Source organism: Bradyrhizobium sp. LMG 9283 (assembly GCF_045571415.1).
In the GTDB taxonomy this organism is placed as follows: Bacteria; Pseudomonadota; Alphaproteobacteria; order Rhizobiales; family Xanthobacteraceae; genus Bradyrhizobium.
This window is the reverse complement of the sequence record NZ_CP120691.1, coordinates 2,452,460-2,466,033: the sequence shown is the minus strand read 5'-3', so window position 1 is coordinate 2,466,033 and position 13,574 is coordinate 2,452,460. Positions and strand designations below refer to the sequence as shown.

Below are 13,574 nucleotides of genomic sequence, written 5' to 3'. Positions count from 1 at the left end.
CTTTAAGCCTTCACCGCCGGCGTGAAATCCTTGCCGACCGAGATCGCGCGCGGATCGATGATGCAGTGGAGGATCGACGGCTTGCCCGAAGCCAGCGCGCGCTCGAAGGCGGGTGCGAACTCCTCGGTGCGCTCGACACGTTCGCCATGGCCGCCGAACGCTTTCGCATACATCGCGAAATCCGGGTTCTTGAGCTGGGTGCCGACGACGCGGCCGGGATAGTCGCGCTCCTGGTGCATGCGGATGGTGCCATACTGCGAATTGTCGATGATGATGACGATCAGCGGCGCGTCATATTGCACGGCGGTGGCGAATTCCTGGCCGTTCATCAGGAAGCAGCCGTCACCGGCAAAGGCGACGACAACACGATCCGGATATTGCCGCTTGGCGAGCACGCCAGCGGGCACGCCGTAACCCATCGAGCCCGAGGTCGGCGCGAGCTGGGCGGCAAAGCTGTGGAAGCGGTGATGGCGATGGATCCAGCCGGCATAATTGCCGGCGCCGTTGCAGACGATCGCGTCCTTCGGCAGGCGGTCGCGCAGCCAGGTCATCACCTGGCCGTACTGGAACGAGCCCGGCAGCTCGCGCGCCTTCTCGGTCCAGGCCAGGTAATCGGCATGCGCCTTGGCCGCCTCGCCCTTCCAGGCCACGGTTCCAGCCGGCTTCAGCGTCTCGACGGCGGCGGCGAAGGCAGTCGGCGTCGCCTGGATCGCCAGCGCCGGCTGATAGACGCGGCCGAGCTCTTCCGCGCCCGGATGCACGTGGATCAGCTTCTGCCGCGGAGTGGGAATGTCGAGCAGCGTATAGGACGAGGACGGCATCTCCGACATGCGGCCGCCGATGAGCAGGATGACATCGGCCCCCTCGATGCGCGCCTTCAGACCCGGGCTCGGCCCGATGCCGAGGTCGCCGGCATAGTGCGAATGGTCGGCGTCGATCAGCGAGGCCCGGCGGAACGAGGTCGCAACCGGCAGGTCGAACCGCTCGGCGAAGCGCGCGATGCTCTTGGTCGCCTCATCGGTCCAGCGCGAGCCGCCGAGAATGACGAGCGGCGTCTTGGCGCTCGCAAGCATCGCACCAACGCGTTCGATGTCGGCAGGCGCCGGCCAGCTCACGGCGGGCTCGATGCGCATGGCATCGGCAACGGCGGCGGTCTCGGTCAGCATGTTCTCCGGCAGCGCGATCACCACGGGACCGGGGCGGCCCTGCATGGCTACGCGGAAAGCGCGCGCGACCAGCTCCGGAATGCGGTCGGGGCGATCGATCTCGACCGCCCATTTCGCCATGGAGCCGAACACCGCTTTGTAGTCGAGCTCCTGGAACGCCTCGCGCTCGCGCATGCCGGTGTCGACCTGGCCGACGAACAGGATCATCGGCGTCGAATCCTGCATCGCGATGTGCACGCCGTGGCTGGAATTGGTGGCGCCGGGGCCGCGGGTGACGAAGCAGATTCCGGGCCGCCCCGTGAGCTTGCCATAGGCCTCCGCCATCATCGCAGCGCCGCCTTCGGCACGGCAGATCACGACATCGATCGGGCTGTCATGCAGCGCATCGAGGGCCGCCAGATAGCTCTCACCCGGCACGCAGGTGACGCGCTCGACGCCTTGGGCGACGAGCTGATCGATCAGGATCTGGCCCCCGGTGCGGGTGTTGCGAATGGTCATATCGGCTCCCTCAAGGCTTTGGCGATGCGCGTTATTCGGGCAATGGGGTAGGACAGGCCGAAAGGTCGCGCAAGATCGAAAGGCCGCTCGCAGCCTGCGCAGGCGTCATGCCGGTCCGTGCCGTTTGCACTACCGCCCGTGCGGCCACCGCCGCCCGGACCGGACCAGTGGATAGATGCTGAAGAGCTTCAAGATCGTCGTGATGGCGAGCTTCGACGTCTTCCACTACGATCGGTCAAATTGACTTGCCTGGAGCACCGGAATGCAAACCATCGGTCTGATCGGGGGCATGAGCTGGGAGAGCACCGCGCTCTACTACAAGCTCATCAATGAGCGGGTGCGCGACCGCATCGGAAAGCTGCATTCCGCCCCGCTGCTGATGTATTCCTACGATTTCCAGGGGATCAAGGACATGCAGTACGCCGGCCGCTGGCAGGAGGCGGCGGCCAGCCTGGCGGAGGTGGCCCGGCGCCTCGAAAGCGCCGGGGCGCGAGCGATCGTGCTGTGCACGAATACGATGCACAAATTGGCCCCCGAGATTATCTCGAGCGTGACCGTGCCGTTCATTCACATCGGCGACGCGACGGCGCAGCGGATTCGGGCCAAGGGATACCGGCGGGTCGGGCTGCTCGGCACCAAGTTCACGATGGAGGAAGACTTCTACATCGACCGGCTGCGCGCACACGATCTCGACGTCCTGATTCCGCCCGCGGACGAGCGCGCCGAGGTGAACCGCATCATTTATGACGAGCTGTGCCTCGGGATTGTCGCCGCGCCATCGCGCCGTCGCTACCAGGAGGTGATGGCGGCGCTCGTCGCCGCCAGCGCGGAGTGCATCATCCTCGGCTGCACCGAGATCACGATGCTGGTCGGCTCGGACGACACATCGGTCGAAACGTTCGACACCACGGCAATTCACGCCGAGACGGCGGCTGATTTCGCGATCGGATGATTTGGCCTCCCGGTTCAGCCCGTTGCCGGGATCGAGGTCCCCGGTAACGCGGGCTATCCTCACCCGCTCCGCTTCTGCCGTGTGCTTGCCAGCAGCACCAGCATGAAGGAGGCCGCCGTCATCAGCGTCGAGATCGCGGCGATGGTCGGGTCAATCTCGTCGCGGAGCGCGGTGAACATGCGCTTGGTCAGCGGCTGGTACTGTCCGCCGGAGATGAACAGCGCGACGATGGTCTCGTCCATCGCCGAGATGAAGGCGAAGATGCCGCCGGCGATCACGCTGGATTTGATTTGCGGCAGCGTCACCGCGAAGAAGCTGCGCAGGCGGTTCATGCCGAGACTGCGCGCCACCATCTCCTGCGCGGGGTCGAAGCTCTGCAGGCCCGCCAGCACGGAGATGACGACATAGGGCAAGCCCAGCATCACATTGGCGAGCACGAGGCCGGACATGGTCGCGACCAGGCCGATCTTTGCGTAGACGAAGAAGATGCCGACCGCGGTGATGATGATCGGCACCACCAGCGGCAGCAGCAGCGCCATGTGGACGATGCGCATGATGCGCAGCCTGGATTGGCTGATGGCATAGGCGGCGGCTACCCCAAGCGGGGTCGCAATCACGACGGTCAGCAGCGCGACCGTCAGCGTCACCCGCGTCGCCTGCATCCAGGCGGCGTTTGAGAAATATTGCTGGTACCAGCGCAGCGAGAAGGACGGCGGCGGGAAGGTCAGGAACCGCGCGCTGGAGAACGAGATCGGCGCGATGATCAGGACGGGCAGGATCAGATAGACCGGCACCAGCGCGCTGATCACGTAGAGAGCCATCCGGGCGGGCGAGGTGCGCATCATTTCTGCCCCAACACACGATCGAGCGAGATGAAGCGGCTGACGACGAAGAAGATCAGGAGCACGCTCAGGAGCAGCACCACCGCGACCGCGCTGGCGGCCCCGAACTGGTTGTAGAGCTCGACATTGCGGCTCACCAGCATGGACACCATCACGGTGCGTCCGCCGCCGAGCAATTCTGGGGTGATATAGAAGCCGAGGCAGAGCACGAACACCATGGTGCACCCGGCGAGCACGCCCGGCAGCGACAGCGGCAGGAACACGCGAAAGAATGTCAGCGATGGGCTCGCACCCAGGCTGGCGCCGGCCTGCATGAGATCGCCGGGAATCTTCTGCATGGTGGCATAGAGCGGCAGCACCATGAAGGGCAGCAGGATGTGCACGGTCGCGACCACCGTGCCGAACGTATTATGGACCAGCGCGAGCGGCTCGGAGATCACATCCAGATAGCGCAGGAACTGGTTGATCACGCCGGTGCGCTGCAGCAGCGCCAGCCAGGCATAGGCGCGCACCAGCACGCTGGTCCAGAACGGCAGCACGACCAGCGACAGGATGAGGATACTCCACCCCTTCGGCACCGAATTGGCGAGATAGGCCACGGGATAGCCGAGCAGCAGCGCGATCAGAGTGACCGCGAGGCTGATCTCGAAGGTCAGTGCAAAGCTGCGCCAGTAGACATCTTCGGTGAAGACGCGGCGATAGTTCTCCAGCGTGAAGCCGTCATGATAAATCGACTGCCAGGCGAGCCAGCCGACCGGCAGCACGATCAGGGCCAGGATCACCAGCAGCGCCGGCGACACCAATGCCAGCATCAGGCCGTGCTCGCGGCGCTGATGCTTTTGGGAGGGATCTGGCAGGGATGTCGTCAACGCTGCCTCGCTCACTTCTGCATGAACGACGCCCAGCGCTTCTCGGCGGCTTCTCCGGCCGGCGAGGACCACCAGGCGTAGGACATCAGCGCCTGCTTGGCCGCATTGGCCGGCTCGCTTGGCAATTGCGCGGCGCGCTCGGGCTTGATCACGTTGGTCTCGAACGCCTTGGGGTTACCCGGACCGTAGTCGATGTGCAGCGGCAGGTTGGCCTGGTGCGCGGGATCGACGGCTTCGTTGAGGAACTTCACCGCGGTTTCCAGATTCGGCGCGCCCTTGAGGATGCACAGCGAGGTGCTCTGCAGAATGCCCTGGTTGTAGGTGTAAGCGACCTTGGCGCCCTCCTTGGCGACCGCGCTGACGCGGCCGTTCCAGGCCATCTCCATGTCGACCTCACCGTCATTGAGGAGCTGCGCCGATTGCGCGCCCGAGGTCCACCACACCGTGATGTGCGGCTTGATCTCTTCCAGCTTCTTGAAAGCGCGGTCGACATCGAGCGGATAGAGCTTGTCGGGCGCGACGCCGTCGGCCATCAGCGCCGCTTCGAGCGTGGCGATCGGGTGGTTCCGCAGCGCCCGGCGCCCGGGGAATTTCTTGACGTCCCAGAAATCCGCCCAGCTGTTCGGCGCGTCCTTCGGGAACGTCTTCTGGCTGTAGGCCAGCACGCTGGAATAGAATTCGTAGGACACCGAATAGGGGCTGCGATACGCCTCGGGCATCGCCGCAGCGTTGGGGATCTTCGAGAAGTCGAGCTTCTCGATCAGCCCCTGCTCGCCGCCGCGCAGGCAATAGCCGGTCGGGGTGTCGACGACATCCCAGATCGGCTTGCCGCTGCCGACCTGGGTCTTGATCGCGGGCCAGGCATCGGGAATGGAGTCCTGGTTGATGGTGATGCCGAGCTTCTTGGCGGAAGGATCGAGGATCGCCACCGTCTGTGCCTGCTGATAGGCGCCGCCCTGCGAGACGAAGGTGATCTGCTCGGCGGCATCAGCCGCGCTGGTCAATCCGATTGCGCCCAGCAGCGCGCAGCTCAGTCCAAAATTGCGCTTCATATTCATCCTCGCCTCCTCCATCGCCAATTGATCTCACCGACCGATCGCATCGAGAAACTGGTACCAGCCAGCAACCAGGCGCACGGCGGGCTCACGCAGCGGATAGAACGGAATGGATTTCATGCGCCTGACATCGAGCAGGCCGACGTCGGGCGTCTCGCCGCGCACGAAGGCGGCGAGATAGCGGCCCATCAGGCTCGACATCGCAACGCCGGCGCCGTTGTAGCCAAGTGAAACCAGCGTGCGGTCGTCGAGCCGGCCGACATGCGGCACCGAGTCCAGCGTCATCGCGACGAGGCCCGACCATTTGTAAGCGAGCGGGATATCGGCCAAGTCAGGGAAGATACCGACCATTGCCTTGCGCAACGCGTCGAATGCCGCTTGCGAATCCTGCTTGCCGAAGGCGCCGCGGCCACCGAAGATGACGCGGTTCTCGACCATGCGGAACCAGCGCATCATGCGCTTGGTCTCGGTATAGGTGCGCCCCGTCGGCATCAGTCTTCCCGCGAGATTGCCGGGGAGCCGATCCGTCGCGACCATTGCGCTGCGGAACGGGATCAGCGTGCGCTGCAGATGCGCGGTCGCACTGGTCAGATCCGAATAGCTGTTGGTGGCGATGATCGCCTGTTTTGCGCGCACCGCGCCTTGCGGCGTCTCGGCGACGATGCCGTCCTTCTCGCGCCGAAGCTTGACGACCGGCGACTGTTGGAAGACGGGCACGCCGCGACGCGCGACGCCATCGGCAAGCCCACGCAGATAGTTCAGCGGATGGATGCCGCCCGAGCCGGGATTGAGCACACCGCCGACGAAGATGTCGGAGCCGGTCTCGTCACGCACTTGGCCCTTGTCGAGAATACGGACCTCGGCGGAGCCCATCTCGCGCGTCATCCAGTTGGCTTCGTCGATCGCGGCCTTCAGCGTCGTCTCGTTGTGGGCAGCCTTGACCTGACCGGTGCGTGTGAGGTTTGCGCTGGTGATGCCGAACTCGGAGACGAGCTCCTCGACCATGTCGGTCGATTCATGCGCGATCTCGTACATGCGCCGCGCCATGGCGCGGCCATGCGCGGCGTCGATCTCGCGGAACGACAGACGGAATTTCGCGGTGATCACCCCGCCATTGCGCCCGCTCGCGCCCCAGCCGGGACGGTTCGCTTCGAGCACGACGGGGCTGAGCCCGCTCTTGGCGATGTGGTGCGCGGCGGAGAGGCCCGTATAGCCGGCCCCGATGATCACCACATCCGCCTGTTGCTCGCCCGATAGCACGGGATAGTCGCGCGCCGGCACCGCCGTGGCTTCCCACAGCGAATTGGCCGATGGCAGCGCGCTCCAGTCCCGTGTCATGCCGCCGCTCCTCCGTTACACCGCCGGGCCGATCGCGGCGTCGGCGAGCGCTTTCAGCGTCGGATAGTGGAAGTCCGGCTTGGTCAGCGTCTCCACGGCGGGCGTGCCGCCGAAGCCGGCGATGCCCTGGCGACGCTCGATCCAGCACACCTTGTAGCCGAGCTTCCGCGCGATCCCGATGTCGTGGTACTGGCTCTGCGCCACGTGCAGGATGTCGGACTGCTTGTAGCCGAAGGCGGACTGGCGCCCTTTGTTGTAGGCGAAGAATTCCGGACTCGGCTTGGCTACGCCGGTGTCGTCGGCGCAGACAGTGTCGTCGAAGGGATCGCCGAGCGCATGCGCGTAACAAGAGAGCGCGACGCGGTCGGCGTTGGTCATCGCAACCAGGCGGAATTTCGTCCGCAGACGCTTGAGCGCCTCGATCGAATCCGGGAACGGCCCCCAGCGCAGCACCGCGAGCTGGAACGCGTCGCAGGAGGCATCATCGGCCGGCAGCCCGAGCTCCTTGGCGAGATAGCGGTAGACGTGGAACATCACCTCGCTCGAGCGCTCGTAATGCTTGTCGCGCCCACGCTTGTAGGATTCGAAGATCTGGTCGTCGCTGAGCTCGGCCGGCGTTTTGCCGGAGATCCTGCGCACCGCGGAGAGCACGCCGGTCTCGAAGTCGATCAAGGTGCCGACGACGTCGAAAGTGAGAACCTTGAAATTGCTGAACGCGGCTTGGGTCGACATTTTGGTTTCTTCTCTCGGGTTGGATGAGGCTGAAGTTCAGTCCCCTACCCTGGGGACGACAATCGTGTCCTCGGGGTGGAGCGTCACGGTGAGGCTGCCGCCGAGCGGTGGAATGCGGCTATAGGCCTGGTGGTAGGCCGGCTGGCGCAGGCTGAGCACGATGCCGTCGGCGAGCGCGAGGAAGATGCGCAGGCTCTCGCCCTGATAAACGACGTCGGTGACCGTTCCGGTCAGCCGGTTGCAGGCGGCATCCTGCGCGCCGTCGTCGATCAGCAGTTTTTCGCTGTGCACAGCGAGCATCAAGGCGTCGCCATCGGGAATGGCGCGCGCGCTGCGCAGTAAGGCATTGCCGAGCCCGACGCTGGAGGCATCGACGCGGCGGACAGGCAGCATCGTGGCTTCGCCAATGAAGCTCGCGACGAAGGAATCGGCGGGATGATCGTGCAGCCGCTCCGGCTCGTCGATCTGGATCAGCCTTCCGTCCCTCATCACCGCAACGCGGTCGCTCATGGTCAGCGCCTCGCGCTGGTCATGGGTGACATAGATGATGGTGGCCTGGATGCGCTTGTGCAGCGCGCGCAGCTCGATCTGCATGGATTCGCGCAGCTGCTTGTCGAGCGCGGAGAGTGGCTCGTCCATCAGGATCAGGCGCGGCTCGAAGATCATGGCGCGTGCGAGGGCCACGCGCTGGCGCTGACCGCCGGAGAGCTGCGCGATGCCGCGCTCCTCATAGCCGGCGAGGCCGACCATGCTGAGCGCCGCGCGCACCTTGTCGGGCCAGGAGGATTTCGGCAGGCGCCGCGCGCGCAAGGGAAAGGCGACGTTCTCGCCGACGCTCATATGCGGGAACAGCGCGTAGTTCTGGAAGACCACGCCGATGTCGCGCTTGTGCGGCGGCATCCAGGTGACGTCGCGGCCACCGAAGAGAATCGTGCCCGACGTCGGCAGGATGAAACCCCCGAGAATGCCGAGCAGCGTGGTCTTGCCGGAGCCGGAGGGGCCGAGCAGTGAGACGAATTCACCGGCGCGGACAGTAAGCGAAACGTCGTCGAGGGCGCGAACGGCGCCATAGGCCTTGCTGGCGGACCTGATCTCGACGCTTTCCGCTCGCTTATCCAACGATCGTCCTCGCCATGTCCCTAGCTGGCGTGCCTCACTGCGCGCCATAAGCCTGCTTTATAGACAGGGATTTGGAGCACTCACGGCCGAAGCGTGCGCTGCACCAAATGTTCTCTCGAAGGTCCTGTCTTTAGGCTGTCGTGCTCATGACACCAGACTTGCCAAAACTCGGCAATTGCCAAATTCTCACCGCGCTCATAACATGAGGTTATGCCCGAGCTCCGCCGCATGCTGCCGTCCAGCAACGCCCTGTTCGTCTTCGACGCAGCGGCGCGCAATGGCAGCTTCACGGCGGCGGCCGCCGAGTTGAACGTGACGCAGCCGGCGGTGAGCCGGATGCTCGGCCAGTTCGAGGAGCATCTCGGCATTCGCCTGTTCGATCGCAAGGCGGGCCGCGCCGTGCTCACCGAGGAAGGCGAGCTGCTCTATCGCCGCGTGCTCGAAGGCTTTCGCAGCATCGAGAGCGGGCTCATGGAGATCGAGCAGCGCCGCAAGGGCACCGAGACGGTGACGCTGTCGGTCTCCTCCGCCTTCACCACGCATTGGCTGATGCCGCGCATCGACAAGCTGCAGAAGCAGTTTCCGCAAGTGGATCTGCGCTTCCAGCTCATCTCAGGCGCACTGCGCGGGCCGGTGGAAAATGTCGATCTCGGCATGCGCTTTCGCGACCGCGACGAGCCGTCCTCCGGCGGCACGCTGGTCATGAAGGAAGTGATGCTGCCGATGTGCAGTCCCGGCTATCTCGGCGAGACTGATCCCGCCGAGGGCAACACCATCATCCGCCTCGCCGAGACGCCGGGCGACTGGGCCGCGGATTACGCCTCGCTTCTCACCGGACGCCGCGGTGCGGCGAAAGCGCTGAGCTTCACAGACTATGCGGTCGTGGTGCAGGCCGCGCTGCTCGGCCAGGGCATCGCGCTCGGCTGGCTGACGGTCGCCTCGCACTGGCTGCTCACAGGCGCGCTGGTGCCGGCCTCCGACACGCTCACCACCACGCGCCGCATCTGCGAATTCCTGCCGCCGCGCAACCGGCCGATGCGGCCTATTGCGACGGAGATCCGGGACTGGATCATCGCCCAGATGAAAAGCGAGATCGCCGCGATCGACCGGCTCTATCCGAAGCTGGGAGCGATGGACGCGTGCTACTAAGCAGGCGGTCTTGGGGTGAAGCCCCGCTCTATCCACGTCATTGCGAGCGCAGTGAAGCAATCCAGAGTCTTTCCGTTGAGGGATTCTGGATTGCTCGCTCCGCTCGCAATGACGATGTCGAGAGAGCTTTAGCCTCTATCGATGCTCGATCGCTCTGATGGCACCGCGCAATTCGGCGAGGCCGCGGAGGCGGCCGATCGCGGTGTAGCCGGGATTGGTGCGCTTGGTGGCGGCGAGATCATCGAGCATGCGGTGGCCGTGATCGGGGCGGAACACGATTTTCTTGTCTCGCGAGCGCCGCGCATTCTCCTTCAACAGCGCCTTGAGCACCGCGATCATGTCGACGTCGCCGTCGAGATGATCGGATTCGTAGAACGATAGGCCGTCGGCCTCGCGCTTGGTCGCACGCAAATGGGCGAACGCAATGCGCGGGCCGAAGCGTTCGGCCATCTCGGGCAGATTGTTCTCCGCGCGCACGCCGAGCGAGCCCGTGCACAGGCAGATGCCGTTCGCCTTGGACGGCACGGCATCGAACAGCGCCTGGTAGTCCTCAGCGCTGGATGCGATGCGCGGCAGACCGAACAACGGCCGTGGCGGATCGTCCGGATGTAGCGTCAGCGAGACACCGAGCTGCTCGGCGACTGGCGCGACGCGCGCGAGGAATTCGGCAAGATGCTGACGCAAAATCTTGGGGGTGATGTCACGGTAGCTCTCCAGCCGGTCGCGGAATTGCGGGATCGTCATCGGCTCCGTGGTCGAGCCCGGTAGCGCGCTGGCGATGACCATGATGAGGTAGTTGATATCCGCCTGGCTCATCTTCTCGAATAGTGCCTTCGCGCGCGCCTGCTGCTCCGGCGAATACTCCTGCACGGCTGCCGGACGCTTGAGGATATGCAGCTCGAATGCCGCGAAGCGGTCCTGGTCGAACCGCATGGCGCGGGCACCGTTCGGCAGCTCCCATTCGAGATCGGTGCGGCACCAGTCCACCACCGGCATGAAATTGTAGCAGATGATCTTGATGCCGCTGGCGGCCACCGCCTCCAGGCTCGCGATCCACGCCTCGATCGACTTGGTCGCCTTTCCGCCGAGCCGCTTGACGTCGTCAGGGATCGGAATCGATTCCACCACCGACCAGGTCAGCTGCGTTCGGCCCGGCTGCCCATTCTCGATGAAGTTCTTGCGCTCCTCGACCGCCTTGCGCGTCCAGGCCTCCCCAATCGGCACCTGATGCAGTGCCGAGACGATGTCCGTCGCCCCGGCCTGCCTGACGTCATCCAGCGAGACCGGATCATCCGGCCCGTACCAGCGCCATCCCTCCAGCATCATGGATCTCTCCTAAAGCGTTTTCGAGCGAAGTGGGTACCGGTTCGCGTGAAGAAAACGCGTCAAAACAAAAGTCAGTTCGCTGTCAGCACGACCTTGACGCTCTGCGAGCGATCGAGCGCGAGCCTGAGCGCATCGGGTGCGGTCGAGAGCGGCCGCTCGGCGGTGACGAGCGACAGCACGTCGACGCTGCCGGCTGCGATCAGTTCCACCGCATTCATGAACTCGAAGCCGAATCGGAACGAGCCGCGCAGGTCGATCTCCTTCGCCATCACCGCGTTCGACGGCGTCGGGATCTGGCCGCCCGGCAGATTGCCGATCTGCACCACGACGCCGCCGCGCCTGACGATGCCGATCGCGCTGGCAAGGCCAGCGGCCGTGCCCGAGACCTCGAAAGCAACGTCATAGGGACGCGACGCCGCCTGCGCTTTCAAGCCTTCCTCGCCAGCAGAGACGTTCTCGACGTGCGAGGCGCCGAGCCGGGTCGCAAAGGCCAGCGGCGCCGGCGCGATGTCGGCGACCGTGATGTCGGCCATGCCAGCACGGTGTGCGGCGAGCATGGTCAGGAGCCCGATCGGGCCGGCACCGAAGATGATGCCGCGCTTGCCCTCGATATTGCCGGCGCGCGCAACCGCGTGCAGGCAGACCGCGAGCGGCTCGGCGAGCGCGGCGGCCTGGTAGGAGACGTGGTCCGGAATCTTCACGCACTGCGCCGGGATTGCATCGAAATAATTGGCAAAGCCGCCTTGCATGTGCGGGGTCTTCGAGGCCGAGCCCATGAAGTAGATGTTCTCGCAAAGGTTGGGCCGGCCCTCGCGGCAGGCGACGCAGTGGCCGCACCAGCGCGACGGGTTGACGGCGACGCGGTCGCCGACCTTCAGGTTCGCGGCAGTGCCGGAGATCTCCACGACCTCGCCCGAGATCTCGTGTCCCAGCACCAGCGGCGACTTCACCACGAAATCGCCGGTGCGGGCATGGCGGAAATAGTGCATGTCCGAGCCGCAGATGCCGCCGGCGCCAAAGCGGATACGCACCATGCCATCTGCGAGCCTGTCGAGCGGATGCTCGATCATGCGCAGATCTTCGGGGCCGAACAGGGTTGCGGCGAGAGCGGTCGAGGTCATTTGGAGAGTCCCATGTATTTAGGCAGCCAGAGGGTCAGGTCGGGAATGTAGGTGATCGCGATCAGCGCCAGCAGCAGCGGCACCAGCCAGGGCAGGATCGCGACCGTCGTGCGCTCGACCGAGAGCTTTGCCACGCGGGCGAGCACGAACAGCACCATGCCGAGCGGCGGATGCAACAGGCCGATCATCAGGTTCAGCGTCATGATCAGGCCGAAATGAATGGGGTCGATGCCGAGCTTGAGCACGATCGGGAGCAGGATCGGCACCAGAATGGTGATCGCCGCCGTGGTGTCGATGAAGCAGCCGACGAACAGGATCAGGACGTTGGCGAGCGCCAGGAACACCCATTTGTTGTGGGTGATGCTGAGCATCCAGTCCGACAGCATCTGCGCGGCCTGCGACACCGTGAGCAGCCAGGCGAAGATCGAGGCGGCCGTGACGATGAACAGCACCGAGGCCGTGGTCTCGATAGTGTCGAAGGTCGCCTTGGCGACAGTCCGGAACGTCATGGTGCGGTAGCGCACGAGGCCGAGGAACAGCGACCAGATCACCGCGGCGACGGCGGCTTCCGTCGGCGTGAACCAGCCGAGCGTCATGCCGCCGATCAGGATCACCGGCGCCATCAGCGCCATCACCGCCGAGAAATCGAAGTACCAGTCGATCGCGAGCAGCGTGCCGAGGCCGATCACGACCGCCATGTTGACCGAGAGGCCGGCGAGCACCATCAGCCAGATCGCCATCGGGAACGACAGCACGATGACGATCTCGAGACCGGCCGAGCCGAGTTGCGGCCAGGAGAACGGCGTGTCGCTACCCCATTTATTCTTGTGCGCGAAGTAGGTGACGGTCGCCATCATGAACAGCGTCAGGACCACGCCCGGAATGACGCCGCCGAGGAACAGCGCGCCGATCGAGACGTTCGCCATCATGCCGTAGATCACGAATGGCAGCGACGGCGGGATGATCGGCCCGAGCGTCGCCGAGGCTGCGGTGACGCCGACCGAGAATTCGGTGGAGTAGCCGTGGTCCTTCATCGCCTTGATCTCGATGGTGCCGAGACCGGCAGCGTCCGCGATCGCGGTGCCGGACATGCCGGAGAAGATGACCGAGCCGATGATATTAACGTGACCGAGGCCGCCGCGCATCCAGCCGACCAGCGCGACGGCGAATTTGTAGATGCGCCCCGTCACGCCCGCGATGTTCATGAGATTGCCGGCCAGGATGAAGAACGGCACGGCGAGCAGCGGAAAGCTCTCGACACCGGCGATCATGCGCTGCGCCAGCGTGACGTCGGGCGTCACGCCGCTGACCAGGATGTAGAGCAGAGACGACACGGCCATGGCGATCGCCACGGGAACACCGAGCAGCATCAGGACGAGGAAGCCTCCGAGCAACAGCAGCATGATG

At 65.0% G+C, this 13,574-nt stretch carries 12 protein-coding genes; 2 read left to right on the top strand and 10 right to left on the bottom strand.

The window, feature by feature from the left end:
* Window positions 1-2: 2 nt before the first annotated feature.
* The gene (locus P6U29_RS11495) at window positions 3-1,664 is read right to left on the bottom strand and encodes a thiamine pyrophosphate-binding protein (protein ID WP_407117704.1); all 1,662 of its coding nucleotides are present in this window, start codon (window positions 1,662-1,664) and stop codon (window positions 3-5) included.
* Between the two features lie 262 nt (window positions 1,665-1,926).
* On the opposite strand from P6U29_RS11495, the gene P6U29_RS11490 reads away from it, so the two are divergent.
* Window positions 1,927-2,616 carry an aspartate/glutamate racemase family protein gene (locus P6U29_RS11490; protein ID WP_407117703.1) on the top strand — a complete coding sequence of 230 codons (690 nt, stop codon included), beginning with the start codon at window positions 1,927-1,929 and terminating at the stop codon, window positions 2,614-2,616.
* A gap of 59 nt (window positions 2,617-2,675) precedes the next feature.
* On the opposite strand, the gene P6U29_RS11485 is transcribed toward P6U29_RS11490, so the two are convergent.
* The 6 genes from P6U29_RS11485 to P6U29_RS11460 all read right to left on the bottom strand — a co-directional run bounded on the left by P6U29_RS11485 (window position 2,676) and on the right by P6U29_RS11460 (window position 8,571).
* Window positions 2,676-3,461 (bottom strand): ABC transporter permease, encoded by a 786-nt coding sequence (locus P6U29_RS11485; RefSeq protein WP_407117702.1) that lies wholly within the window; start codon window positions 3,459-3,461, stop codon window positions 2,676-2,678.
* Entirely contained in the window at window positions 3,458-4,270 is an 813-nt protein-coding gene (locus tag P6U29_RS11480) for an ABC transporter permease (protein WP_407119293.1), read from the bottom strand. The genes P6U29_RS11485 and P6U29_RS11480 overlap by 4 nt, the downstream gene beginning before the upstream one ends.
* Window positions 4,271-4,338: 68 nt before the next feature.
* The gene (locus P6U29_RS11475; protein ID WP_407117701.1) at window positions 4,339-5,385 is read right to left on the bottom strand and encodes an ABC transporter substrate-binding protein; all 1,047 of its coding nucleotides are present in this window, start codon (window positions 5,383-5,385) and stop codon (window positions 4,339-4,341) included.
* Between the two features lie 27 nt (window positions 5,386-5,412).
* Window positions 5,413-6,720, bottom strand: coding sequence for an NAD(P)/FAD-dependent oxidoreductase (locus P6U29_RS11470; protein ID WP_407117700.1), 1,308 nt, complete (start codon window positions 6,718-6,720; stop codon window positions 5,413-5,415).
* Window positions 6,721-6,735: 15 nt separating this feature from the next.
* The gene (locus P6U29_RS11465) at window positions 6,736-7,452 is read right to left on the bottom strand and encodes an HAD family hydrolase (RefSeq protein WP_407117699.1); all 717 of its coding nucleotides are present in this window, start codon (window positions 7,450-7,452) and stop codon (window positions 6,736-6,738) included.
* Between the two features lie 36 nt (window positions 7,453-7,488).
* Window positions 7,489-8,571, bottom strand: coding sequence for an ABC transporter ATP-binding protein (locus tag P6U29_RS11460; protein WP_407117698.1), 1,083 nt, complete (start codon window positions 8,569-8,571; stop codon window positions 7,489-7,491).
* A gap of 210 nt (window positions 8,572-8,781) precedes the next feature.
* Here P6U29_RS11460 and P6U29_RS11455 point away from each other — a divergent pair, with 210 nt between their 5' ends.
* Window positions 8,782-9,720, top strand: coding sequence for a LysR family transcriptional regulator (locus P6U29_RS11455; protein ID WP_407117697.1), 939 nt, complete (start codon window positions 8,782-8,784; stop codon window positions 9,718-9,720).
* A 135-nt stretch (window positions 9,721-9,855) separates the two neighbouring features.
* Here the strand turns inward: P6U29_RS11455 and uxuA are convergent, their stop codons facing one another.
* From uxuA to P6U29_RS11440, 3 genes are all read right to left on the bottom strand, one after another.
* Window positions 9,856-11,046, bottom strand: a complete 1,191-nt coding sequence (gene uxuA, locus P6U29_RS11450) for a mannonate dehydratase (RefSeq protein WP_407117696.1) — start codon at window positions 11,044-11,046, stop codon at window positions 9,856-9,858.
* Window positions 11,047-11,117: 71 nt separating this feature from the next.
* On the bottom strand, window positions 11,118-12,167 hold the full coding sequence (locus P6U29_RS11445) for an L-idonate 5-dehydrogenase (protein ID WP_407117695.1): 1,050 nt from the start codon (window positions 12,165-12,167) through the stop codon (window positions 11,118-11,120).
* Complete coding sequence (locus P6U29_RS11440; protein WP_407117694.1) at window positions 12,164-13,570, bottom strand: TRAP transporter large permease; 1,407 nt, start codon at window positions 13,568-13,570, stop codon at window positions 12,164-12,166. Before P6U29_RS11440 ends, P6U29_RS11445 begins: the two co-directional genes overlap by 4 nt.
* Window positions 13,571-13,574 lie beyond the last annotated feature (4 nt).